The organism is Luteolibacter sp. SL250 (genome assembly GCF_026625605.1).
Classification (GTDB): Bacteria; Verrucomicrobiota; Verrucomicrobiia; order Verrucomicrobiales; family Akkermansiaceae; genus Luteolibacter.
In genome coordinates, this window is record NZ_CP113054.1 from 2,666,322 (window position 1) to 2,688,605 (window position 22,284).

The 22,284-nt window shown below is 61.5% G+C and carries 19 protein-coding genes; 6 read left to right on the forward strand and 13 right to left on the reverse strand.

The genetic code is table 11. From position 1 onward, the window contains the following. Nucleotides 1–29: 29 nt before the first annotated feature. Complete coding sequence (locus OVA24_RS11695) at nucleotides 30–935, reverse strand: hypothetical protein (RefSeq protein ID WP_267669984.1); 906 nt, start codon at nucleotides 933–935, stop codon at nucleotides 30–32. 191 nt (nucleotides 936–1,126) lie between these two features. Here OVA24_RS11695 and OVA24_RS11700 point away from each other — a divergent pair, with 191 nt between their 5' ends. Continuing rightward, nucleotides 1,127–1,924, forward strand: a complete 798-nt coding sequence (locus OVA24_RS11700) for an SDR family oxidoreductase (protein ID WP_267669985.1) — start codon at nucleotides 1,127–1,129, stop codon at nucleotides 1,922–1,924. A gap of 11 nt (nucleotides 1,925–1,935) precedes the next feature. Here OVA24_RS11700 and OVA24_RS11705 read toward each other — a convergent pair whose 3' ends face one another. Further along, nucleotides 1,936–4,344: a PPC domain-containing protein gene (locus OVA24_RS11705; protein WP_267669986.1), complete on the reverse strand. Its 2,409-nt coding sequence runs from the start codon at nucleotides 4,342–4,344 to the stop codon at nucleotides 1,936–1,938. Nucleotides 4,345–4,357: 13 nt separating this feature from the next. Continuing rightward, the gene (locus OVA24_RS11710; protein ID WP_267669987.1) at nucleotides 4,358–5,689 is read right to left on the reverse strand and encodes a DUF1501 domain-containing protein; all 1,332 of its coding nucleotides are present in this window, start codon (nucleotides 5,687–5,689) and stop codon (nucleotides 4,358–4,360) included. Between the two features lie 143 nt (nucleotides 5,690–5,832). Here OVA24_RS11710 and OVA24_RS11715 point away from each other — a divergent pair, with 143 nt between their 5' ends. Next, a complete protein-coding gene (locus tag OVA24_RS11715) occupies nucleotides 5,833–8,364 on the forward strand; it encodes a protein kinase domain-containing protein (protein ID WP_267669989.1) in 2,532 nt (843 codons plus the stop codon). A 230-nt stretch (nucleotides 8,365–8,594) separates the two neighbouring features. On the opposite strand, the gene OVA24_RS11720 is transcribed toward OVA24_RS11715, so the two are convergent. The 3 genes from OVA24_RS11720 to rpoD all read right to left on the reverse strand — a co-directional run bounded on the left by OVA24_RS11720 (nucleotide 8,595) and on the right by rpoD (nucleotide 12,268). Next, a complete protein-coding gene (locus tag OVA24_RS11720; protein WP_324287856.1) occupies nucleotides 8,595–9,515 on the reverse strand; it encodes a glucosyl-3-phosphoglycerate synthase in 921 nt (306 codons plus the stop codon). Between the two features lie 3 nt (nucleotides 9,516–9,518). Then, complete coding sequence (locus OVA24_RS11725) at nucleotides 9,519–10,280, reverse strand: Hsp33 family molecular chaperone HslO (RefSeq protein ID WP_267669990.1); 762 nt, start codon at nucleotides 10,278–10,280, stop codon at nucleotides 9,519–9,521. 83 nt (nucleotides 10,281–10,363) lie between these two features. After that, a complete protein-coding gene (gene rpoD / locus OVA24_RS21350; RefSeq protein WP_324287857.1) occupies nucleotides 10,364–12,268 on the reverse strand; it encodes an RNA polymerase sigma factor RpoD in 1,905 nt (634 codons plus the stop codon). A 260-nt stretch (nucleotides 12,269–12,528) separates the two neighbouring features. On the opposite strand from rpoD, the gene OVA24_RS11740 reads away from it, so the two are divergent. Both OVA24_RS11740 and OVA24_RS11745 read left to right on the forward strand, forming a co-directional pair. Then, a complete protein-coding gene (locus OVA24_RS11740) occupies nucleotides 12,529–12,909 on the forward strand; it encodes a HesB/IscA family protein (protein WP_267669991.1) in 381 nt (126 codons plus the stop codon). Nucleotides 12,910–12,923: 14 nt separating this feature from the next. After that, nucleotides 12,924–13,661, forward strand: a complete 738-nt coding sequence (locus OVA24_RS11745) for a hypothetical protein (RefSeq protein WP_267669992.1) — start codon at nucleotides 12,924–12,926, stop codon at nucleotides 13,659–13,661. Nucleotides 13,662–13,664: 3 nt separating this feature from the next. Here OVA24_RS11745 and OVA24_RS11750 read toward each other — a convergent pair whose 3' ends face one another. From OVA24_RS11750 to rpiB, 4 genes are all read right to left on the reverse strand, one after another. After that, on the reverse strand, nucleotides 13,665–14,426 hold the full coding sequence (locus OVA24_RS11750; RefSeq protein WP_267669993.1) for a class I SAM-dependent methyltransferase: 762 nt from the start codon (nucleotides 14,424–14,426) through the stop codon (nucleotides 13,665–13,667). Nucleotides 14,427–14,714: 288 nt separating this feature from the next. Further along, the gene (locus tag OVA24_RS11755) at nucleotides 14,715–15,494 is read right to left on the reverse strand and encodes an MBL fold metallo-hydrolase (protein WP_267669994.1); all 780 of its coding nucleotides are present in this window, start codon (nucleotides 15,492–15,494) and stop codon (nucleotides 14,715–14,717) included. Between the two features lie 53 nt (nucleotides 15,495–15,547). Then, on the reverse strand, nucleotides 15,548–15,988 hold the full coding sequence (locus tag OVA24_RS11760; protein WP_267669995.1) for a YiiD C-terminal domain-containing protein: 441 nt from the start codon (nucleotides 15,986–15,988) through the stop codon (nucleotides 15,548–15,550). Continuing rightward, nucleotides 15,981–16,409, reverse strand: coding sequence for a ribose 5-phosphate isomerase B (rpiB, locus tag OVA24_RS11765; protein WP_267669997.1), 429 nt, complete (start codon nucleotides 16,407–16,409; stop codon nucleotides 15,981–15,983). The genes OVA24_RS11760 and rpiB overlap by 8 nt, the downstream gene beginning before the upstream one ends. A 139-nt stretch (nucleotides 16,410–16,548) precedes the next feature. Here rpiB and OVA24_RS11770 point away from each other — a divergent pair, with 139 nt between their 5' ends. Beyond that, nucleotides 16,549–16,971, forward strand: coding sequence for a hypothetical protein (locus OVA24_RS11770; protein ID WP_267669998.1), 423 nt, complete (start codon nucleotides 16,549–16,551; stop codon nucleotides 16,969–16,971). Here OVA24_RS11770 and OVA24_RS11775 read toward each other — a convergent pair. Together OVA24_RS11775 and OVA24_RS11780 are read right to left on the reverse strand one after the other, a co-directional pair. Next, on the reverse strand, nucleotides 16,965–18,293 hold the full coding sequence (locus OVA24_RS11775) for an MFS transporter (protein ID WP_267669999.1): 1,329 nt from the start codon (nucleotides 18,291–18,293) through the stop codon (nucleotides 16,965–16,967). The genes OVA24_RS11770 and OVA24_RS11775 overlap by 7 nt on opposite strands. A gap of 17 nt (nucleotides 18,294–18,310) precedes the next feature. Beyond that, on the reverse strand, nucleotides 18,311–19,810 hold the full coding sequence (locus tag OVA24_RS11780; RefSeq protein ID WP_267670000.1) for a fibronectin type III domain-containing protein: 1,500 nt from the start codon (nucleotides 19,808–19,810) through the stop codon (nucleotides 18,311–18,313). Nucleotides 19,811–19,975: 165 nt separating this feature from the next. On the opposite strand from OVA24_RS11780, the gene OVA24_RS11785 reads away from it, so the two are divergent. Further along, nucleotides 19,976–20,098, forward strand: a complete 123-nt coding sequence (locus tag OVA24_RS11785; protein ID WP_267670001.1) for a hypothetical protein — start codon at nucleotides 19,976–19,978, stop codon at nucleotides 20,096–20,098. Nucleotides 20,099–20,171: 73 nt separating this feature from the next. On the opposite strand, the gene OVA24_RS11790 is transcribed toward OVA24_RS11785, so the two are convergent. Continuing rightward, nucleotides 20,172–22,076 (reverse strand): Ig-like domain-containing protein, encoded by a 1,905-nt coding sequence (locus OVA24_RS11790; RefSeq protein ID WP_267670002.1) that lies wholly within the window; start codon nucleotides 22,074–22,076, stop codon nucleotides 20,172–20,174. Nucleotides 22,077–22,284: the final 208 nt, after the last annotated feature.

The window sequence follows — 22,284 nt, forward strand, 5'->3', positions numbered from 1 at the left end:
ATGAGAAATGGGGTAATGTGACAAATCGGTCACATCAAGTCCTGGGAAACGTAGGTTCCCGGGAGGGTTGTGCGGGCCACGCTGATCTTCACCCCGGCCGCGATGGACGTGTTCACGCCGGTCTTCACCCCGTCTCCGATCATGGCTCCAAGCTTGAGCCTGCCGGTGTTGATGGGTTTTCCATGGATGGTGGAGACATGCTGGCGGCCGTCATGACGGTGGTTCTCCGTGGCGGTCCCCGCCCCCAATGTGACATGGGTGCCAACAATGGAATCACCAACGTAACATTGTCGTGAGATATAGGTGTTATTGTATATAATGGAATTTTTCACCTCCGCACCGTTCCCCACAAAACAGTTGGCACCGATGCTGGTGGCGCCACGGATGTAGGCATTCGGTCCGATCTGGCTGTTTGGTCCGATAAGGACGGGACCTTCGATGACCGTGCCGGGAAGGATGCGTGAACCTTTGCCCAGCCGGACCACACCGGTGAGGGTGGCGAGCGGGCTGACATCACCCAGCAGGGAGGTTTCATCCATCATGGCCAGCACTTCCTCGTGCATGCGCAGCAGATCCCAAGGATAGACCACCGGGAAGCAATCCGCATCCGTGACGATCTTGTCAGTCACCTGCTCGGGATCCTCATTTCCTTTCCATGCCAGGATGGCTCCGTCGGAATCACATAACTTCGCGGCTCCAGGATTGCGGGCGAGGATCATCAACGCGCCGATTTCGATCCAGGTGTCGATGGGGATGCGGATGGTCCGCGGGCAGGCGTCCTTGGGGGAAATCATCTCGAAACCCGCCCGGACCAGCTCCGTGGAGAGGAGGTCGCGCATCGGGATGTTCGCGATCAGGCAGCTCCCAAGCTCCCGGTTGGATGTGATTGGGGCGCAGTAAGTGGGGTTTTTCGGAGGCAGCAATGTCGCTTTCATGGGCTTTCTATCAATTTCAGCACAGAAGCCGTCAGACTCACGCTTTTTCATCAACCTGGGTGATGATTTTCATGCCGGTGCAGATTGCCGGTGGTGGTTGCACGGTGCATGGGGACAGGCATCCCCGGAGGCCTGTATCTCCCGGCGTTGCGTTGTTCCGTAACTGGTACGTCGCCTGCGCGTGAGGTGGTATGAAAGTCGCGGGAGATACCCTGAAAGGAAAGACGGCTCTGGTGACCGGCGCGGGTTCGGGCATCGGCAGGGCCACCGCCAAGCTGCTGGCCCATGCCGGAGCGAAAGTCGCCCTCCTGGCGAGGACGGAAGAGGATATCCGGAAAGTCTGGAATGAGATCGGCGGCGCCGGGTCAGGGCACCTGATGTTTACCGCGGACGTTGCGGATGAAGGGGCTATGAAGGGGGTCTTCGATGGGATCGCCGCGGAGTGGGATGGATTGCAGATCGTGGTGGCCAACGCCGGTATCAACGGGACGTGGGCTCCGCTTGCGGAGATCACCTTGGAGGAGTGGAATGAAACGCTGGGAATCAACCTCACCGGCACCTTTCTGACAGTGAGGGGAGCCTATCCCATGTTGAAAAAGCGGGGTGGGTCGGTGGTGATCGTCTCCTCGGTCAATGGCAACCGGATGTTCAGCAATACCGGGGCAACCGCGTACTCCTGCTCGAAAGCCGGTCAGACCGCCTTTGCGAAGATGACCGCGCTGGAGTTCGCGAAAGATCACATCCGCGTCAATGTCATCTGCCCGGGCAGCATCGAGACGGACATCGACGATTCGACGGATGAACGTGGCTTGGAATCCATCCGCCCGGCTGCGGAATACCCAGCCGGGGAGGTGCCTCTGACGGGTGGAGGTCCGGGAACCGCCGGGCAGGTGGCCCAGTTGGCCTGGTTCCTCGTCTCCGACGCCTCAAACCATATTTCAGGGACTGAGATCTACATCGACGGCACACAGTCCCTGCTCAAGGGCTGAGTGCGTGGTGATCACTGGCTCTTCTGGCGCAACTGCTCCAGACGGGAGAGGGGCTTCTCCCCGGCCGCCGGTGCGGGAGCGGCAGCCGCAGGCTTCTGAGCGTCTGCCTTCGCCACCACCGGGGCGGCGGGCTTGTCGATGCGGAGGGTGCTTCCTTTGGCGGTCTGGTGGATCACCATCTGGCCGTTCACCGGCACGTTCACCTTGCAGAAGATGGCGTTGTGCTTGCCCACGGCCGCATCCACCGCGATCTCAAGCGGGAAGGTCACTTCCGTCTGGTCTTTCGTGAAAGTCTGGGGAGGGCATTTCACTCCATGGGGCAGGCCCACCAGTTCGACGGTGGCGTTGCCCTCGAAATCCTGCTGTTTGTCGATCTTGCCTACCATCGAAACCGGGCGGCCTTGTTCGGTGGCGGCCAAGTCAAAGGCCAGGGCGACCATCGGGTCGGAAACCTTGAGGGTGGCGAAGCCGGAGGAAATCAGCACCGGACCGGCGGCAGCCTTCGCTTCGGCCAGGACGCATACCGGCCAATCTCCGGCTGCGGCCTCGGCGCTCGCATTCAGTTCATAGATTGCTTCGGACTTGTCCCCGGGGATTTCCACGTTCACCGGGGCGCTGATGCCCGGTGGGTTCCACAGAAATCTGACGGAGATGGGTTCCTTGTAGTCCGCCGCGCGGGCGACGGTGACCTTCAGCTTGATGATCCCGTCCTTCACCAATGGCGCCGCCGGGGTCTCGAGTTCCAGTTTGAAGGGCATCTCGTTGACCACGGCGGTGGCAACTTTGTCGAGGGTCACCCCGTGATAGGTGCCTTGGTTGTTGATCTCGATGTGGGCGATGGTGTCCAGCAGCGGGCCGGAGACCGCCGGCACGTTTTCGCCGGTGGAACTCACCTTGAACGTGGTGAACGCGGAACCGAGGGGGGCGTCCGCGGCGGCTTCGAAAATCACCGGGAAGCTGGTGACGTTCTTCGGAACCGGAGGCCGGTGCATGGTGATGCCCGGTGGAAGCGAGGCTGCTTCAAAGAGGACGTCACAGGCGATGTTCTGCTTGGCGACGTTGACCACCGCAGCATAACGGTTGCCCTTCGCCACGGAAATGGTCTTCCATTTCTGGCTGTTGTTCCGCTCGACCGTCGGCAGGGACGCGGTGATGGATTCCGTTTTGCGGACGACTTCAACCCGGTAGCTGAAGTCGGCTCCGCCGCGTTTCAGTTGGTCGGAAATCTCGATGAAATATTCGCCATCCGCCTGGCAGGCCCAGGGCAGCTTGCTGTCGGGGGTTCCGCCGCTGTCGTCATTGCCGGCGAGTTTCTTGCCTTCGGAATTGTAAAGGCTCAGGACGGAATCCACGGGAGATCTCAGTTCCCGGGCGACAACCTGGAGGACGAGGGCGTCACCCTTCTTGGCCGCGAACTTGAACCAATCCGACTTCTGTGGTTCGGAGAGCACGCCATGGGCGGCGCTCGGGATGGGCGGCATCGCCACGGCGGCTTTCAACTCCTGGTTCGCCCCGCTTTCCGCCACATGTTCGAGCGGGGATACGGTGATCCAATGAGGGGAGGGGGACATGAGTCCATCGTGTTCCGGGAAGATGGGGAACGGGGACACAGCGTTCGCCGGAAGGGTGACGGACTTCTTGATGACACCGGAAGGGTCCCCGACAAAGTTGAACTCCAGGGTTTCCCCCGGCTTGCCTCCCAGCGGATAGACCGCGGTCGGACGGGGGAAGGTCCCGATGTGGAGGCGGTATTGGCAGGCATCGCTGCCTTCGTAGGCCGACTCACGGACGACCACCCGGTAGTCGCCATCCTCCGGCGCGATGGCGGAAACGAAGGAATCCGCCTTCAGGAGGGCGGTGTCATCGCTGGCCGCAATCTCGAACCGCTTTGGATCCAGAATGGCCACATAGGTGTCGAAGAGGGTCCGGCCCAACCGCATCCCCTCCACCTCGACGGAGATGCGCTGGCCTTTCTTGAGGGAAACGAGGAAGAAGTCCTCGTCCTCCGACTTCACAACGCCATTGATGGTCTTGTTCAGTTCGATCTTCTGGGGCTGGTCGAAATTGTTGTTCGGTTCGACCTCCTCGACCGCCGGGAACTGTCCGACATAGAACGACTTGAGGATGGAAAGCCCGCCAGCCGTCCGGAGGCGCATGGAATACTCGCCCAACCTCGCGTCCGGTGCGATGGTCACTTTCGCGGTGACGTTGTTGTCGTCCTTCGATTTGAGGTCGGAGATGGTGATCCCCGGTTCATAACAAAGGATTTCCTGCACATCCCCGATGCGTTGGCCGGCGAAGATGACTTCCATTTCCGTGCCACGCTGTCCTCCGCGGGGGAGGATGCCGCTGAGCACGGGGGAAAAGCCGGCCGAAGCCGCCGCAGTGAATGCAAAGAGGCTGGTGAGGGCGAGTTTCACGGCTGGGAAAACGTTACGCTTTCTTGGAAAGGAGGGAGTCGAGCACGTGACCTCCGTCCACAATCTCGATCGGGCGGTTGCCGGGAGACATCAGTTCCTTGTCCGCGGTGATGCCGATCTGGTTGTAGATGGTGGTGGCGAGATCCTCCACGCCCACTTTGTCGGTCTCCGGCTCGCCACCAAGGGCGTCGGAGGAACCGTGGACGTAGCCGCGCTTCATGCCGCCGCCCGCGAGGACGGTGGAGAAGACCCGCGGCCAGTGGTCCCGACCTGCGGTGTTGTTGATCTTCGGCGTGCGGCCGAACTCGGAGGTCACCATGACCAGGGTGGTGTCCAGCATCCCGCGTTCGTCGAGGTCGTTGATGAGGGCGGCGATGGCCTTGTCCACGCTCGGCATGTTGTTGTCCATGCCGTTCTTGATGTTGTCGTGGTGATCCCAGCCGCCTGCGGTGAGGGAAACCATGCGGACACCACCTTCGATCAGGCGGCGGGCGAGCAGCATGCGCTGGCCGGCCGCATTCTTGCCATACTTGTCCTTCATGGCGTCCGTCTCGGCCGCGAGGTTGAACGCCTCCCGGGCTTTCTGGGATGAGATGAGCTTGTAGGCGTGCTGGTAGAAGGCATCCATGGAGTCGAGCGCGTCGGACTCCTCAAGGGTGCGGAAATGATGGTCCACCGTGTCCAGCAGGGTGCGGCGGCGGCTGAAGCGCTTGTCATCCACCCCGGTCGGGAGATTGAGGTCCCTGACCTGGAAGTTCGCGTTCCCCGGGTCGGAGCCGAGTGCGAACGGACCGTAGGCGGAGGAAAGGTAGCCGGAGCCCGCATATTCGTTGGGGACGGACGGCACGCAGACGTAGGGTGGCAGGTCGTTCCGGGAACCGAGTTCGTGCGAAATGACCGATCCGAACGATGGATACTCCAGAGCCGGGGAAGGGCGGTAGCCGGTGAACATGTTGTGGGTGCCGCGCTCGTGGGCGGCCTCACCGTGGGACATCGACCGGATGATGGTGAGTTTGTCCGCGATTTTCGCCATTTCGGTCATCTTCTCTCCGAACTGGACGCCGGGGAGTTTCGTGTTGATGGCACCGAAGGGGCCCCGGTATTCGGCGGGGGCGAGTGGCTTGGGATCGAAGGATTCCTGGTGGGCGAGACCTCCGGGAAGGAAGATGTGGATGATTCCCTGGGCAACCGGCTCACGGAGAGCATAGGTTTTAGTGTCGCCGAAAGCGCGGTCCCTGAGGAACTGCGGAAGCGTGAGGCCGAGGCCTCCGAGAAGTCCGACGTAGAAGAACTCCCGGCGGGAGGAATAGCGCTCGAGTGGATTGCCTGGGCAGACGTGCTTCATAAAGTGAGGTTGGGTTGGAAGGCGACAAAAGCTTTACAGCAGGGAGTTGGGATAAATTTCATACAACGTGAAATTATTTTTTAGGAGTCCGGGTGGCTCGTTCGGGGTTGCGGAAAGGCGTCAACCCGCTAGATAAAAAATCGATGGGTGCGCAGGATACCGGGGAGTTGAACGTCATCGGGCTGATTGGCCCGGGAGGGTGTGGTTCGGTTTGCTCGGCTGAAGATGCCGGCGGCAAGCAGGTGGCGGTGAAATATTTCGAAGGAATGGCCATCCGCCGGAACCTCCTTTCCTCCATGTTGGGTCGCCTGATCCAGGATGGGTGGCCGGAGGGCGTGGTGCCGATCATTTCCAGCGAACTGGAGGGGCGCCCGGCGATGGTGGTGATGCCCCTGCTGGCGGATACGGATGCGGATGGTGCTCTCAAGCCGCGCTCGCTGCAGTACCGTGTGGACCGGTTTCCAGGGGAGGATCCCTGGAATCTCCTGATGGCGGTGGGGCGTGCGCTGGCAGCCATGCACGGGAAGCGGGTGGCCCATGGCAATCTGAAGCCCGGGAACATTTTCTTTGATCAGAACGGCAATGTCCTGCTTTCGGACTGGGCGCTGGGCAACATGCCCGGAGTGTCCCATCTGGAGTTCACGGACGCGCTTCTCTACCAACCGCCGGAACAACTGCGGGATCCGGGCGGCTACCTGGAGGAGGCGGGCTACCGGTGGGATGTCTTCGCTTTCGGAGTGCTGGCATTCCGCCTGACGACGGGCGAGTACCCCCGTTGCAATGACACCTTCATCAAGGTGGCGCCGCCGCAGGGCGAGACACGCCGGGAGGGGATCCATGCGGATCTGCCGAAGATCGCGAAGAATCTCGAACTCCATCCGGACTTTTCCTGGCCGTCGCCGCCTGCGGACAAGGAGGAGGAGAGCAGGCGGGAATGGATCGACCGTTGCCTGCATCTGGACCCGGCCATGCGGCCATCTTCCATGGCGGAGGTGCTGGCAGGCTTCGAGGCCGGGGAGCGCAGGCTCGCCGGGGATATCGAGCGGGACGCGATGCTCGACCGGATCCGCGGAGCGGAAAGAAAGGCTTCCCGGTGGTGTGTCACCGCGTGTCTGGTTGGCGGAGCCTGCCTCGTCCTCGGGGCACTCTGGCAACTTGCGTCGAACCAACGGGATGCGGAGAAGAAGGGCCGCGTGGACGATACGGCGGAGCTGCGCTCCACGACGGAGGCAGCGGTCGCCGCAAAAGCTGCGGCTGAGAAAACGGCAGGCGAAGCGACACGCGCCCTCGACTATGAAAGGAATATCGGGATTGCCCGGTTGGAGGCATCCCGGCTCATCGGTGACAGGCTGTTCGCATGGGCGATGGAAAAAGGGCATCGCAAGCTGCCGCCTCTGGACGGCCGTCTGGAGCGGCTGAAATCGCTCGAGAAATACTTCGAGGACTTTCTCGTGCGGATCGGGCAGGTGCCGGAACTGGCGGACGAGAGTGCGCGGATCAAACTCCAGCTTGCGGAAATCTCGCTCGCGGCGGGGGACGCCGAGAAAGCGATATCGCGGCTCAAGGAGGTCCTGGAAGTATGGAAGGACAACCCTGCTGACGAGGAACTGCGGTTCCGGATGGCGACGAGTCGTCTTTTGCTGGCGCTGTTGTTGAAATCAAACAACGACCCAAGGATGGAGGGGGCATTCAAGGCCGCCAGGAAAGCGCTGGGGGAAGTCCGCAAGGAGGAAGTCGACACCGACCGCCTCCAGCAACTGATGGCCATCTTGGATTTCCATGAAGCGAATGTGATCGCCGCCCGCGGGGACACGGGCAAGGCCCTCAACCAGCTCATGTCAGCAACCCAGAGCCTGAACCGGCTGGCGGAGGAGAGGCCGGATGCCGTGGTGCTCCGGTCGGTTCTGGCCACCTGTTATCTTTCTTCGGCGACCATCCTCGAGGGCATGGGAAATCTCGGTGACGCATGGGAAACCCAGATGCTGGCCGCCCAGGAGATCGCGAAGATGCTGAAGGAAAACCCGAAGGATCCCGGGCTGAGGCTCGATCTGGCTGGGTGCTACGGCCTGATGGCTGAGTCCGCCTTGTTTTCAGGAGATACCGCCGAAGCCGAAACCCGGTCAACCGAAGCAATCCGTATTCTGGAGGAACTGCTGCGCGAGCAACCGGATCTGGTGGAGGCGGGTGCCAGGCTGGCATCGCAGATCGGGCTGAAAGCGGGTCTCATGCGGGACAAAGGGGAAACGGAAGCCGCGCTCAAGGCGTTCGATGAGGCGCTACGGATCCTCGAGGGGCTTTATGCCTCACACCCGGAAAACACGCTGGCCGGATACCGATTGGCGCTGCTTTGGTGGCAGAAGGGCAAAATGGTGGGCATGGGCGGGAAACGCGAAGAGGAGGTGGAGCTGATCCGGAGGGCGCACGGGTTGATGACGCGCCTGGAGGCGGACAAGAATCCCGGCGGCCCTCCGATGGAGAAGATCCAGAGATCCTCCGGCTACCTGCTGGGGGATCTGGGGCATGCGCTGCAGCTCGCAGGCAAAAAGGAAGAAGCGATCGGGGCATTCACGGAATCCGCATCGCTCTGGGAGCGGTTGTTGGAATCCCGGCCAAAGAGTGAGGAGTATCAGGATAGCCTCGCCTGGTGCCGCCAGCGCATCAAGGAGCTGCAGTAAGGAGGGTGGACATTGCGGCAGTGCCGCCATGTCCGCTTCGCTTCCATTCCTGTCCACCGGCGGCATTGGCGAACAAAGGAGGAGAAGTTTCCAGTGTTTTGACTCAGATGATTCAGTTTTCCTGTTCGTCTCAGTTGCTTCGCAACGGTGTTTTCAGGAAAGAGGAGAAGAAATCCAGTTTGCTCCTCCGCATACCTTGGCGGCCTCTGCGACTTTGCGGTAGATCTTTGCTACAGTGAAATGATCGGTGGCCGCTCCGGCTCGGCGATCCGGGTTTCAAGTCCCACCGCTTCCCCGGAGTCGTGGGTCCAGGTGCGGTGAAGCTCTTCCAAGGCGTGATGGACGGTGACCTTTCCATCCCGTTCCAGCCGGTGGAAGATGGTCCGGAGGATCGAGAACGACATTCTGCCCAGTTCCAGATCCCCCCGGTTGCGGTGGATGCGTTGGTCGAGATCCACCTGGGCGACGGCATCCAGCGCCCCCATTCCGTGGAGGTCGATGAGATGTGCGATTTCCACCCCGTAGCCGGTGGGGAAGGCCAGTTGCTCCAGCAGGGAGCGTCGTGCGGCGTACTCGCCGGAGAGCGGTTGGAAGATGGCGGTCAGTTCCGGGTAGAACAGCGAAAGCAGGGGACGGACGAGAATCTCTGAAACCCGTCCTCCTCCGGTCCGGTGGAAATCCCCTCCGTTGGTGAGCGGCCGTTCATAGTGCGCCTTCACGTAGCGGATCCCGGGGTGGCAGAGCAGGGGGCCGAGCAGGCCGGTGACAAAGCCTGCGTGGAAGTTGGAAATGTCCCCGTCCACATAGCAGATGAGATCCCCCTTTGCGGCGAACAGCGCTTTCCACAGGTTCTCTCCTTTTCCCCGATGGGTCCCATGCCCTGCGGCGATGTCCGCCGAAAGGTGGACCGTGGCACCGGCGCCGGCTGCGGCCTCCCGGGTGCCGTCGGTCGAACCGGAGTCGATCACCAGCAGTTCGTCCACCAGTGGGACGGATTCCATCAACTCGCGGCGGATCGTTGAAACAATCCTGCCGATGGTGTTCTCCTCATCCAGCGTGGGGATGCACACGCTGATTGGCGCCGTCTTGAGATCGGCAAGACGGCGGGCATCCGTGAATTCGGAGTGATGGAAATTCCTCCCCGGCATCATGGATCAGAGCATGTCCCGCGTGACCACATATCTGGCCGCGCAACGGGGACATTGGAGGGTGATTTCATGGGAACCCTCGAACAGTTCGTCCGGGCGTTCGCGCCAGCTCCCGAGGATCGGCAGGATCTTGTCGAGCGTACAACCGCAGTGGAAACGGAACCGGCGGTTCTCCAGCGGATTCAGTTCTTCCGTCTGTTCGATGACCGCGACGGCGTCCTCATCCAGTCCGGCCAGCCATTCCAGGTCGCAGTCCGGTTGGGCGGCGATGAGGACGAAGTTCTCGTCATCGAGCCGGAAGGCCCTTGCCGGCCGCTGTTCGGACTGGTCGTAATATTGGGACACCCAGGCGACGGGATCACGCCCCTCCACCTCCATGGTGGAAACGCGGGGTTCCGCGCCCTGGAGGGTGGTGGTCTGCGCATAGAACAGGTTCCGGTCCGGCTCCCGCACGTCTTCCGTGAAGACCCTGCCGGTGATGGCTTCCGCGACGGATCCCCCGGTGACGAAGAGGTTGATCCGCGGGGCGCGGAGGTTCGCTGTCCAGGCGATGGTTTCCGCCCATGGACGGGCCACCAGATGGAGCGTCAGGACCGCCAGCGCGTCCTTCAGCATCTGGTCGATTTCCTCCCCATGGCGGATGCCATGCTGCATCAGATGCAGGTAGTAGTCCGTGTAGATGGGCGTGAACTGTCCGCGCACCAGCAGGGCATTGCGGTGGCGGACGAAGATCGACTCGATTTTGGTGAACTCTTCCTGGATTTCCATGTGAGGCTGAAATGAAAAAGGAGGACGAGTGTCCTCCTTCTTTGGTTGGTTGTGGACGGGTGGGACAGGAGTGTCCCACCTCATCAGGCTCCCGGGAGTTCGATGAAGCCTTCCAGTTTCCGGATCCGGGTGGGGTGGCGCATTTTCCGGAGGGCCTTCGCCTCGATCTGGCGGATCCGCTCGCGGGTGACCTGGAACTGGCGGCCGACTTCCTCGAGCGTGCGGCTGTAGCCGTCCTTGAGGCCGAAGCGTTGCTCCAACACCTCGCGCTCGCGCTCGGTCAGGGTGTCGAGGACGTCCTTGATCTTGTCCTTGAGCATCGAGAAACCGGCTTCCTCCATCGGGTTGTCGGCGGCCTTGTCTTCGATGAAGTCACCGAAGGAGGTGTCGTCCGAGTCGCCGACCGGTGCCTGTAGGGAGATTGGTTGCTGCGCCATCTTGAGCACGGCGCGGACCCGCTCGACGGGAAGGTGGATTTCCTCGGCGATTTCCTCCGGGGAAGGTTCGCGGCCGTATTCCTGGACGAGCTGCTTCTGCACGCGCATCAGCTTGTTGATCGTCTCGATCATGTGGACCGGGATCCGGATGGTCCGGGCCTGGTCCGCGATGGAGCGGGTGATGGCCTGGCGGATCCACCACGTGGCGTAGGTGGAGAATTTGTAGCCCCGGCGGTATTCGAATTTCTCGACCGCTTTCATCAGGCCCATGTTGCCTTCCTGGATGAGGTCGAGGAAGGAGAGGCCGCGGTTGGTGTATTTCTTGGCGATGGAAATGACCAGGCGCAGGTTGGCCTCCACCATTTCCGTCTTCGCCTTGAGCGCTTCCTTGAGCCAGTGCTTCAGCAGCTTGTTCGCGGCCTCGAAGGACTCGGTGGTGTGCCAGGAGCGTTGCTGGATTTCCCGCATCTTGGTCTGGAACTCCTTGTCCTCCGGATCGGTCGCCAGCTTGCGGCCGTACTTCCAGAACTTCTGCATGTAGTCATCGACCTGCTCGCAGAAGTCCTCGACGACCTTCTGCTTGTAGTAGAAGCGGGTGTAAAGGCGGTTGAGGGTCTGGAGGTTCTTGGCAAAGTCCTCCTCGAGCTTCTTCTTGCCACGCGGAGCTTTGACGGAGAGCTGGCGGAAAATGTCATCGTTCTCCTGGTGGAGCTGCTTCAGGTGTTCGCACAGCTTGGGCAGGCCCTTCATGTAGCGCTCCCGGGACTCGATCTTCTTGTCGAGGATGACGCGGTCGAAGCGCTCCTTGCCCTTGTTGAGCTTGTCGGCCAGTTCCAGGTAGGATTCCGCGGTGAAGCCGAAGAGGTGCAGGTGGCGGGCCACCTCGATCTCCGCATCCTCGATGCGCTTGGAAATTTCAACTTCCTGCTCGCGGGTGAGGAGAGGCACCTGGCCCATCTGCTTCAGATACATCCGGACGGGGTCGTCCAGGATATCGAGCTTCTGGTCGGTCTTGCTGTCCTCCTCGTCATCACCACCTTCGTCCCGCTTCTTGTCCTTGTAGCGGTCCACTTCGGAGGCATCGATGATGTCGAACTCCATGTTGCGGAGCCGGTCCATGATCGCCTCGACGTCGTCCGGATCGACCAGGTCGTTCGGCAGGACTTCGTTGATGTCGTCGTAGGTCAGGTATTCCTGCTCCTTGGCCAGCTTGATGAGTTCGCGGATCTTCTCCTGGATCTCAGGAGTGTCGATGCGGCGCTTGTTGTCCTTTTTGGAAACCTTCGGCTGTTCGACAACCTCCACGACCTCTTCCTTTTTCTTGGTCTTGGCGGGGGCCGCGGCAGGTTTCTTGGCGGACGCTTTCGGTTCAGGGGCGGCTGGAGCGGCTTTGGCGGGCTTTTTCGCAGGGGCTGGCGCCGCTTTCGCGGCGGGTTGCGCCTTGGCGGCTGCGCCTGCGGCTTTCACCTTGGTCTTCTCGGCCGGCGCTGCCTTTGCTTTCGGCTTTGGCTTTTCGCTCGACTTGTCGGAAGAAGGTTTTGGTTTGGACATATGGAAATGCTCAGGGAGTCTGGAAAAATGGATATACCTCATCCATTATAGGGCAAACCCGGCATGCGCGCTTGCGGGGCGGAATGAAAAGGTGGCATCGGGGAGCGTCAAGGAATAATTTCACGCAATCTCGGATGCACGGGCACCGTCACAGGAGAACATTCAAGCGGACCTTCCCTAGGTTTGCGAGGGATTTTTCATATCACCGCCTACGTTTTCATTTCCAATCGTCTGGTTCCACGGCAGATTCGTGGCGGACCATGATCACTCTCACTGACAAAGCGGCGGCTGAACTCGGGGCCTTGCTCACCCGCAAGGCGGCAGCACCGGAAGCCGGGCTCAGGCTGGCCGTGCGCCGTGGCGGCTGCGCGGGCTGGCAGTATGAAATGAACGTGGGTATGCCGGAGGAGGGGGATCTGGTGGTGGAGAAAGACCAGGCCCGCGTGATCGTCGCGGCGGACAGCATCGAACGCCTGAACGGCTGTGAGATCGATTTCTCCGATGATCTGAGCGATGCGGGCTTCAAGGTGAACAACCCCCAGGCGGCCCGGTCCTGTGGCTGCGGAACCTCCTTCGAGATCGCCAGCGAGCCACCCGGAGCCCATGCCGTGCCGGATGGTGAAGCCTGTGGCAGCAACTGACGCTTTCCCCGCCCGTGCCACGGACAATCAAAGCGCCCCCTCCCTCCAAGCCGGCCTATTTCTGGTGGTTGCTGGCGAACCTGCTCGCGCTGTGTTTCGCGTTGGTCAGTTGGTTCGTGTGCCTCTACATCTTCCAGAACCCCGAGGTTCCACAGAACTATGAGATCCTCCGGAAGCTGAAGCGTGCGCCGGAACTGAAACGCTATGTGGTCCTCGATGTTCCCAACGGAACCGCAAGGGGGCCGCAGGAGCTTTACAAAAGGTTCTTCGGCGGAAGTCCGGAGGAGCGCGCGCGGGTGAACGGCCTGTTGATGCGGAACTACCTCACGAACTTCGAAAAGCCGCTTCTTCTCACCTATATCGAGGGCAGGTATCAGATCGACGGGGTGCGGGCGCTCACCGGGAATGACTTTTTCAGCCCCGGCGTCGTCATCCGTGCCCAGGCGCTGGTCAAGCCGGACGAGTTCACCGCGGAGTCACCCTACCCGGTGGTCATCGAGTATGTCTTTCCCACGGTAGATGAAGCGGCCGCCCGGAAGTTCAAGACCGGTGACATCCTGGAAGTCAGCAAAAGCCCCAACTGCGCCGCCGTCGTCCACGTCGACAAGGCGCGGAAAGATGATGACGAGGTGCTGCTGCTGACCGTCATCCCGATCGCCTACGGGCCGTATCAGATCGGCAAGTCCAGCTCGTTCAACATCGAGCCACCCACCGAGCTGCGGCCTGGCGCGGGGTTTCCGGTTTTCAAGTGACGGTCATTTCCCGAACACCATGAAATGCTGCCACGGGAGCTGGCGGCGGTTCGAGATGAAGCGGAAGCCCGCAGCCTCGAACTCCAGCCGTGCCTGGGCCTCGGTCATCTTGTGGAGCGGCTTGATGGGGACGCGGGGATCCTCCGCGCGGAACTCCAGCAGGAACACACGGCCGCCGGGCTTCAGCGCGCGGTGCATCGAGGCCAGCATCTCCGCCGGGTGGGAAAATTCGTGGTAGGCATCCACCAGCAAGGCGGCGTCCAGTGAGGCATCCGGCAGTTTCAGGTCATCGATGGTCCCCAAGTGAGGCTCCACATTGGTGATGGAGAGCTGTTTCGCCCGATCCTTCAAAAAGGTGAGCATCTCCGGCTGGATGTCCACGGCGATGACTTTTCCGTCCGGCACCTGCGGTGAAATGCGGAACGCATAGTAGCCGGACCCCGCGCCGATGTCCGCGATCACCGCGTCCTTCGGCAGCTCCAACGCCTTGATGGCGCGCGTGGGGGCTTCCTCCTGCTCCCGTTCGTCACGTTCCAGCCAGCCAATCCCCGGGTGGCCCATGACCTGGGAGATCTCACGGCCGTGGAAAAACTTGCCGATTCCATCCGGGGAGGCGGTCCCCTCCGTATAAGCGGGCTGCTTCGGCTGTTCCGTGACTTGCGGAGCGGGTGGGGGAGGAGCCGGCTTCTCCGCAGCACGGGTAGTCCAATAGAAAATCCCCCCGGTAACTCCGAGAACCAGAACGAGAACACCAAGGGGACGCATCCGTCGAGTGGTAGCGGGAGGTGGTAGAAATCGCAAGGAGTAAGGAGGGAGGACATTGCGGCTGCGCCGCTATGTCCGCTGCGCTTCCATTCCTGTCCTCCGGCTGCAACAGCAATCAGGAAAGACCTGCCGCAAAGTCGCAAAGTCCACAAAGTAAGCGCAAAGGGAAAGAGACATTAGGAACCTTCGAGTCCGTCGCGGTAGATCTTTGATCATTCGCCAATGCCGCCGGTGGACAAGAATGGGAGCGCAGCGGACATGGCGGCGCAGCCGCAATGTCCACCCTCCTTACTGGAGCAAGAACCAATCCGACGGCGTTTCCTGCGCAGCGCAGTGGACTTCGATGCTGGTGTGCCCCAGTCCATCCAGACAGGCACGCAGATGGCGGATGGCGACGTCCGGCTTGTTGCAGTCCGAGCTGAGATGCCCCAGCACGATCCGCAGCAGCAGGGGATGGGCGATCTCCACCAGCAGGTCCGCCACCTGCTTGTTGGAAAGGTGGCCGTGGCGGGAGCTGATGCGCTGCTTGGTTGCCCACGGGCGCTTCATATCCGCTTCCAGCAGGGCGTCATCGTAGTTCGCCTCCACGAACAGCGCGTGCAGGTTGCGCAGGCGCTCCGTCATGCTGCGGGTGACGAACCCTGCGTCTGATACCAGGCCCAGCCTCCGCAATTCATGGTCGAAGACGAATCCCACGGGATCCACCGCATCATGCTGGATGGCGAAGGTGTCGATCATCACGCCCTTCAGCTCGAACGACTGTCCAGCCTCGAAGTATTTCCAGGTCCCGCCCTCGATGCCCTGTTCCTTCACCACGCGGGCGGTGGAGGGGGTGGTGAACACGGGAAGGTTGAATTGCTTCAGCAGCACCTTCAGGCCACGCACGTGGTCGCCGTGCTCGTGGGTGAGCATGACGCCATCGAGCTGCGCGGGGTCGATGCCCACCGCACGCATGCGGGTGACCAGTTGCTTCGCGCTCAGGCCGGCGTCCACCAGCAGGCGCAGTCCGCCCGCCTCGACCACCGTCGCATTCCCACCACTGCCACTCCCAAGAACCGCGAAACGCATCACGCCGGGAAAATGGGGAGCCGCCGGGAAAGAATCAAGGGCCGGATGCCGGATCACCGCAGGGCAACGAAAAGTCCCTCGAACTCCACGCATTCCACCCCGTTCTCCACGATGGCGACACGCAGGGAAATGCCGGCCTTCCCGGTGCGGGCGAACTTTCCGCGGAAGGCCGCCAGCGCCTCCGCATCGATCCTCGGGCAGACGGCGCGGATTTCACCACGGACCGGGTGGCGGAATTTCAGGGAGCTGCCCTTGATCACGATATGGGAGTCCCGGTCGCCCAGCTCCAGCCACAGCAGCGCGTAGCCTGTGAGCGTGGCGATGGCGCTGAGGCTGCCGCCGAAGGCCGTGCCCAGATGGTTGTGGTTCGGCTCCAGCGGTGCGGTGAGCACCAGTCCCTCTTCATCGAACCGTGCGACCCGGACACCCATCGCGCGGGTAAGCGGGATCTGCTCGTGAAGGAACCTTTCGGTGGCGTGGAGATGGTCACTCATCCAGTTGGCGGATGCGGGAAAGGTGGCGGCCACCCTCGAAGGCGGTGGTCAGGAACACATCGACGACGGCCAGCGCGGTGTTGGAGTCCATCATCCGCTCGCCGATCGACAGCACGTTGGCGTCATTGTGCAGGCGGGTGAGCCTGGCGGACTCCAGGTTCCAGCACAGGCCGCAGCGCACACCCTTCACCCGGTTCGCCGCGATGGCCTCGCCGTTGCCAGAGCCACCGAGGACGATTCCCCGCTCATACTCCCCGGCGGCCACCGCCTCCGCCACCGGGCGGATGAATTTCGGGTAGTCCACGGATGCCGTGGAGTCCGTACCGAAGTCCGTCACCTCATGCCCGGCCTTGCGCAGGTGGACGATGATTTCCTGCTTGTAGGTGTAGCCCGCATGATCGGAGCCGATGGCGATTTTCATGGCAGAATGGTAGGCAACAGCAGCTTTTTGTCAAAGACCCGGCTGGTAGGAATGAGAAGAAGCGGCTTCACGTCGATTTCACATTCCGCTCCTTGCTACGAGTAAGCTCGTGAATGAACTTCCTGGAACACATTTGGAAATGCGACGATTCCTGAAACCTATTGTGTCAATCTCCGCGGTTATATTGACTGCATGGGGAATCGCCGCGTTGGCTACACCAGACCGTGCCAAAGAATTGCGTTCATTTGTGGGGCCGGGAGAGATCATCGAGGCACACCATGGCGTCAGGGGTTCGGGCAGCATTTATTGGGCACGCTACCGGTGCGATCCGGCGGACGTCCGCGATTTCCTCAAGCGTCACTCTTATGAATCGACGACTTCCAAAACCGAACTGCCTGCGAGCCTCCAGGGAAAGTTCCGGAGTATGAAAGTAATTTGGCCGACCAACATCTCGATCTATGACGCGGATTGGATCAATTATCGCGTCGGCCGACGATTCAGGATGGTTGCATTCCCCGATGACGGATCTAACGAGATCCTTTATCTCCATTGGAGCTACTGAAAGGTCCTTTCCGATGATGCCGGTTTGGTTTTCTTCAAACGGACGACCACCGCCAGCAGCACCAGCGTGGCGATGAAATACCACGGCAGCCAGCCGAGGGACTTCGCAAACACCTCGTCCGCGGACGTTCCGGCACCAGAGACCTGGCTGATTCCTTTTGTCAGTCCGGCGAACATCAGCCCCACCGCTCCGTAGCCCAGGTTGAACGCCAGTCCGCGGAAGCTCAGGATCGTCGCCCGGCGCCGGGAGTCCGTCACCAGTTCGTTCAGGTAGTGGGAGACGAAGAACTGGATGAACGACATGGCCATGCCCAGCGGCACCAGCCAGATGAGACCATACCACGGCGTGACAAAGGCGGACCCCACCAGGCCGATGAAGACCACCACGGCGAGGATGCCGAAGTTCCGTGCCATGCTGCCCCGCTCCACCATCCGTTTGGCGATGGCCGGGACGACGAAACCCAGCAGGGAAAGTGCCGCCGCAGTGATGCCGAAGGCCGCCGTCGGCAGGCCGATGATGCGGAAATACCCCGCCTCAAAGGTCAGGAACAGGCGGACGATGCTGTCAAAGCACAGGCCCGTGAGGATGATGGCGAAGGCGGCGGGCGTCAGCCAGATCCACCGCCCGGCGGCGAGGGTGGCTTTCCACGGGCTGGCTTGCGTGCCTCCATCGTGGGAGGTCGCCGCCGGTTCCCGCATGGAAAGCGCGACAGCCAGCGCGAGGACGGCATTTCCCAGCGTGAACAGCAGCGGCAGCCGCATGGCGGTGTTCTTGGTGATGGTCCATGGCAGGCCGGTGGCATGGAGCAGCCGCTGCATGAAGCCCTCGTCATAGATCGCCGCGCCCGCCATCAGGGTGATGAAGAAGGCGACCGACTGCCAGCGCATCACCCGCGCCAGCACCTGCGGCCATTCCTTTTCCCGTCCCTCCGCCGCGAGCGTGTCGTAGGCCAGCGCCTCATCCGCGCCGCTGGCACTGGCCTCCGCCGCGCCACTGAGCAGCCGGTTGACCAGGAACAGCCCGAACAGCAGGGTGGGGTTGCCCCGTGGCGCGAAGGCGAACACCGCCATCTCCACCACCATCAGGATGGCGGCGATGACGACCATCCGCCGCCGCCCCAGGTAGTCGGCCAGCGCGCCGGATGGCACCTCCAGCCCCACGATGGCCGCCGCCCACGCGACGTTGAGCATCGCGTATTGGCCCACGCTCAACCCCAGGTCCAGGAACAGGATCGCCAGCACCGGGTAGTACCACCGCGCGTTGAAGAACACGCGGAACGCGATGAAGAGCGGGATGTTGCGCGGGAGCGGAGCGGAAGGCACGGCGGCACTTTATCCCATCACCGCTGCTTCGAATAGATCATCTTGTCCGCGACTTCCGCCCACAGGCGGTTGATGCCGTCGGAGCCTTCCTTCGTGTGGTGGACGCCATCCTTCGCCAGCGCGGTGGCATGGTTTTTCCGCGTGTAGCTCCAGTAGTCCGCGTAGGGGAGCTGGGTGGCGGGATCCAGTGCATACGGTGCCTTTGTCCGGCAGAACACATCCACCCCGGCCAGGTTCACCGGCAGCGTGTTGTAGAAGACGTTGTATTTCACGGGTTCCAGCGTCTCCAGGTTCAGGTAGCCGGTGGAGAACTCGATGCGGACCGGCACCAGGAACATGCCATTCGCGGTGCAGAGATCCTGCGCCTCCGTGAGCATCTTGATGAACTTCTCCCCCATCCACAGTCCACCACCGACACCGACGTCGTTGAAGCCTGGCTCGTAGCAGAGGAGGGTGCCAACGGGGACGGTCGCGCCTTCCGGTGCCTTCAGCAGCGGCAGGAAGTTCTTCATCCGCCCGTAGGTGTTGCCCATCATCTCTCCGCCCTGGGAGGAGTTGATGACCATGGGATAGCGGTCGGGGTGTTGCTTCCGCACCAGATCGGAGAACCAGACACTGTGGCGCTCCGGGGAACCGCCCACCATGTCCTGCACCACCAGGCTGTCCCCGGCGAAAAGCCACGAGTCATTGTGGAAGCCCTTCGGCGCGGCGCGGAACACATCCAGCCTGCAGAGCTGAAAGTTGCTGGAGTTCCTCACGCCGATCCACTTCGGCTTGTGGTTCGGGAAGGCGATCACGCCGTCCAGATACTTGTTCTCCCCGGACGCGATCTCCGTCCATGTGCCGTTGATGCCATCGGTGGAGTCATGGCTTTCGATGATGGTGTAGGTCTTCAATGCCCGCCAGTTGATGTTATAGGCGTAGCCTTGGCCGGTGGAGTCCGTGCGGAAGTTCAGCATCAGATACTCCGCGTCCGCGATGGGGATCTTCGGATCGAGCTTGATGCGGACATCAACGGGTTCCTTCTCCTTGAAGCCGCAGCTCGTCGCGTCGGAGCCGTCCACCAGGTCCTCCAGCTTGCCCAGCACCGGCTTCGTCGTGCTGACGATGGCGGACCCCAGTGTGAGGCACATGTTTTTGGCGATCTTCACCGGAAACGGCGCGCCGGGAGACGGCGTGATCGTGAACGCCTGGGTGGGGGGAGTGGGTGGGCTTTCGCCATCCGCATTGGTGGCGGTGAGCTTGAAGTAAAACGTCGTTCCCTGCGGCAGCTTGCCGATCTTCACCGCCCGCTCCGCGAACTGTGCCCCGGGCACCTTGGTAAAGGTGCCGTCCTTCTTGTCGCTCACGTAGAGCGTGTGGCCCGTCGCATCCGCCACCAGCGGGCGATACCAGGTGAGGGTGACGCTGTTTGCGGAGTTGTCCGTCATCGCGAAGCCGAGCGGAGCGGCGGGCACCGCGGCCATGGCCATCGCGGAGAAAAGCGGCAGGAGGGGAAGGAACGAGGAGGCACGCATGGGTTTCGCGCAGCATAGACACCTGCGCCCGCCCATGGGAAGTGCCATGCCGGGTGGGTTGAGGTTAACTGTTCAGCGGATTTGTAACAGGAGGGCGGGGAGAAAGCATCGTGACGGGAGCGGATGGAGAAAAGGATCGCACGGCGGCGGTATCGGGTGGATTCCATGCGTGTGCTTTTCCGGAGCCTCCTCTGCCTTTGCCTTGTCTCCTGGGCGAACAACCCGCTGTGCAACCTCTCCAACCGCAGCGGGCTGCCGGTGGTTCCGTTCAGGGTTGGAGTGAGGTAGGGGTGGCCGACTGCCGGCGCATCGTGCGTGCGTGCATTGCTTTTCACTTCCCTCCAACGGAACGCGGACTACCCTATGGGGGAGGAACTTTTTCCACGATCCGGTAGAAGTAGGATGATTCGGAAGGACGTGGATAGATCTCCTTGAAGTATCCGTTCGGAGGATAAGTGGTGCTGGTGAAAGGCGTCCAGGTCTTCAGGTCGGGCGACCGTTGCAGTTCGGTTGAAACCGCGCTGTTGGTCAGGACCATGAACTCGATTTTCCCATTGTCGGAGAACGGAAGTATCTCGAGCTGCGGAGGTGTTCCCGGGGGAGAAAGTGGCAGGATCGACAGGCCTGCTTCACCTCCAATGCCCCCAACGGTGGCCACGCGGATCGCGTAGGTCTGGCCTGCGGTGGCGTCCAGGGATATCTGCGCGGTGTAGGTCGTGCTGAGGTTGCTGGCGGTGCCGGATCCGACATGGGTCAGTGTGTCGAGTGATGAACCGGTATAGACATCGACTCTCGGCATGAATCCCGCGGGCCATCCCCGGCTGGAGATGACGAAGGTTCCTGAAACGGGAGCGGTCCACGACCACCAGATCGACTTGCTGCCGCCTCCTGTTTCCCCGGCTTCCGTTGTGGAATACTGATTGTCACCCAGTTCGAAAACCCTGTTTCCGGTGATGACTTTCCGGTTTGCGAAAAAATCGTTCGGTGTGTAGTAGGTAATCAGGAACAGAACGGGAGCCGAGACGGTTTTCGCCCCATTGTTGTCCGTGGCCACCGCGAGGATGCGTTGGTAATGGTTGGCAGCCGGTGGCAGGGTGACCGTGGAGGTGAACGGCGGAACGGTGGATGTTGCAATGGGGAGGCTGGTGCCTCCGGCGTCGTAGGAATCGTAGTAGTAATCGACCCGCACGACGTTCCCATCCGGATCGCTTGCGTTCACACGCAGCTCGAGGTTCGTGCCGACGTAGTAGGGCAAGCTGCCCACGGGATTGGTGATCGAGATGGACGGAGGCGAATTAGGGGTGACCGTCAGGGTGACCGGATCGTCGCTGAGAGATCCCTGGGAACCAATCCGGATACTGTATTCGATTCCGGCGCTCAGCTCGAACCTTTCCATCAGGGTACCCGCGGGAGAGCCATTGACCAACTGGCCGGTCTGTTTCACCAGCGCACCGAGCGAATTTCCCGTGTAGAGATTGAACCGGTTGTTGGTCGAACCATTCGGATAGGCTGAGATGTAGTGGGGGCCGCTGGCTTGCGGTATGAACTTCCACCAGATGGAACGTCCCGCAATGGGCTCTCCGTCCTCGTATGTGGATCCGCCGCTATTTCCGGAAACGGTCGCCGGGAGGACAGGGATCAGGATTCTATCCGCAAAGTGGTCGTTTGCCGGGGGGGCGACGTATTCGGTGATGAGGAATGAGACGGAGGCCGAGACGGTCTTCGCCTCCTGGTTGTCAGTGGCGACCGCGAAGACATTTTCCTGATACGTTCCGGCCGGAGGCACGGTCATCGTCGCGCTGAATGGAGCCACCGTGGATGAGGCGACGGGTTGGCTGCTCCCTTCAAGGTAATGGTGGCCCAGGTAGTAATCGACGCGCGCGACGTTCCCATCCGGATCGCTGGCATCCACACGCAGCTCAAGCGCTGTGCCGTGGTAAGCCGGCTTGCCTGCGGTTGGATGGGTGATTGATACGGCCGGAGGTGAATTCCGGTTCACCTTCAACGTAACGGGACCGACATCCCAATCAATCGTGGAACCCACCAGGATGCTATATTCCACACCGGCGGTCAGCTCGAACTTTTCCAGCCAGGTATAGGTGGGGGCGCTGGCGATCAATTGGCCTTCCTTTTTTACAAGGGTGCCGAGCGAATTGCCGGTATAGAGATGCAGCCTGTAGTAATTCGAGTAGGCGGGGTAGGCGGAGATGTAGTGGGAGCCGCTCGCCTGGGGTGTGAACTTCCACCAAATGGAGCGGCCTGTCATGGGATCACCGGCTTCCAGGGTGGATCCAGTGGTGTTTCCGGTAACCGTAGCCGGAAGTGATGGAATAAGCGTCCGGTTCGCGAAGTGATCGTTCACCGGCTGCGCGGCGGCAATGCCGGCCAACGATCCGCAGATCAGGACTCCGGTCCACAGTTGGCTGGCTGTTGACGCGAGTTTGCGGAAAAATCTCGATGCACGGATACGTTCG

Bases quoted from the DNA above. Each gene is read 5' to 3' on its own strand.
- OVA24_RS11695 (WP_267669984.1), bottom strand. From the start codon at position 935: ATGAAAGCGACATTGCTGCCTCCGAAAAACCCCACTTACTGCGCCCCA.
- OVA24_RS11700 (WP_267669985.1), top strand. From the start codon at position 1,127: ATGAAAGTCGCGGGAGATACCCTGAAAGGAAAGACGGCTCTGGTGACC.
- OVA24_RS11710 (WP_267669987.1), bottom strand. From the start codon at position 5,689: ATGAAGCACGTCTGCCCAGGCAATCCACTCGAGCGCTATTCCTCCCGC.
- OVA24_RS11715 (WP_267669989.1), top strand. From the start codon at position 5,833: ATGGGTGCGCAGGATACCGGGGAGTTGAACGTCATCGGGCTGATTGGC.
- OVA24_RS11720 (WP_324287856.1), bottom strand. From the start codon at position 9,515: ATGATGCCGGGGAGGAATTTCCATCACTCCGAATTCACGGATGCCCGC.
- OVA24_RS11725 (WP_267669990.1), bottom strand. From the start codon at position 10,280: ATGGAAATCCAGGAAGAGTTCACCAAAATCGAGTCGATCTTCGTCCGC.
- rpoD (WP_324287857.1), bottom strand. From the start codon at position 12,268: ATGTCCAAACCAAAACCTTCTTCCGACAAGTCGAGCGAAAAGCCAAAG.
- OVA24_RS11740 (WP_267669991.1), top strand. From the start codon at position 12,529: ATGATCACTCTCACTGACAAAGCGGCGGCTGAACTCGGGGCCTTGCTC.
- OVA24_RS11750 (WP_267669993.1), bottom strand. From the start codon at position 14,426: ATGCGTCCCCTTGGTGTTCTCGTTCTGGTTCTCGGAGTTACCGGGGGG.
- OVA24_RS11755 (WP_267669994.1), bottom strand. From the start codon at position 15,494: ATGCGTTTCGCGGTTCTTGGGAGTGGCAGTGGTGGGAATGCGACGGTG.
- OVA24_RS11760 (WP_267669995.1), bottom strand. From the start codon at position 15,988: ATGAGTGACCATCTCCACGCCACCGAAAGGTTCCTTCACGAGCAGATC.
- rpiB (WP_267669997.1), bottom strand. From the start codon at position 16,409: ATGAAAATCGCCATCGGCTCCGATCATGCGGGCTACACCTACAAGCAG.
- OVA24_RS11770 (WP_267669998.1), top strand. From the start codon at position 16,549: ATGCGACGATTCCTGAAACCTATTGTGTCAATCTCCGCGGTTATATTG.
- OVA24_RS11780 (WP_267670000.1), bottom strand. From the start codon at position 19,810: ATGCGTGCCTCCTCGTTCCTTCCCCTCCTGCCGCTTTTCTCCGCGATG.
- OVA24_RS11785 (WP_267670001.1), top strand. From the start codon at position 19,976: ATGCGTGTGCTTTTCCGGAGCCTCCTCTGCCTTTGCCTTGTCTCCTGG.
- OVA24_RS11790 (WP_267670002.1), bottom strand. From the start codon at position 22,076: ATGACAGGCCGCTCCATTTGGTGGAAGTTCACACCCCAGGCGAGCGGC.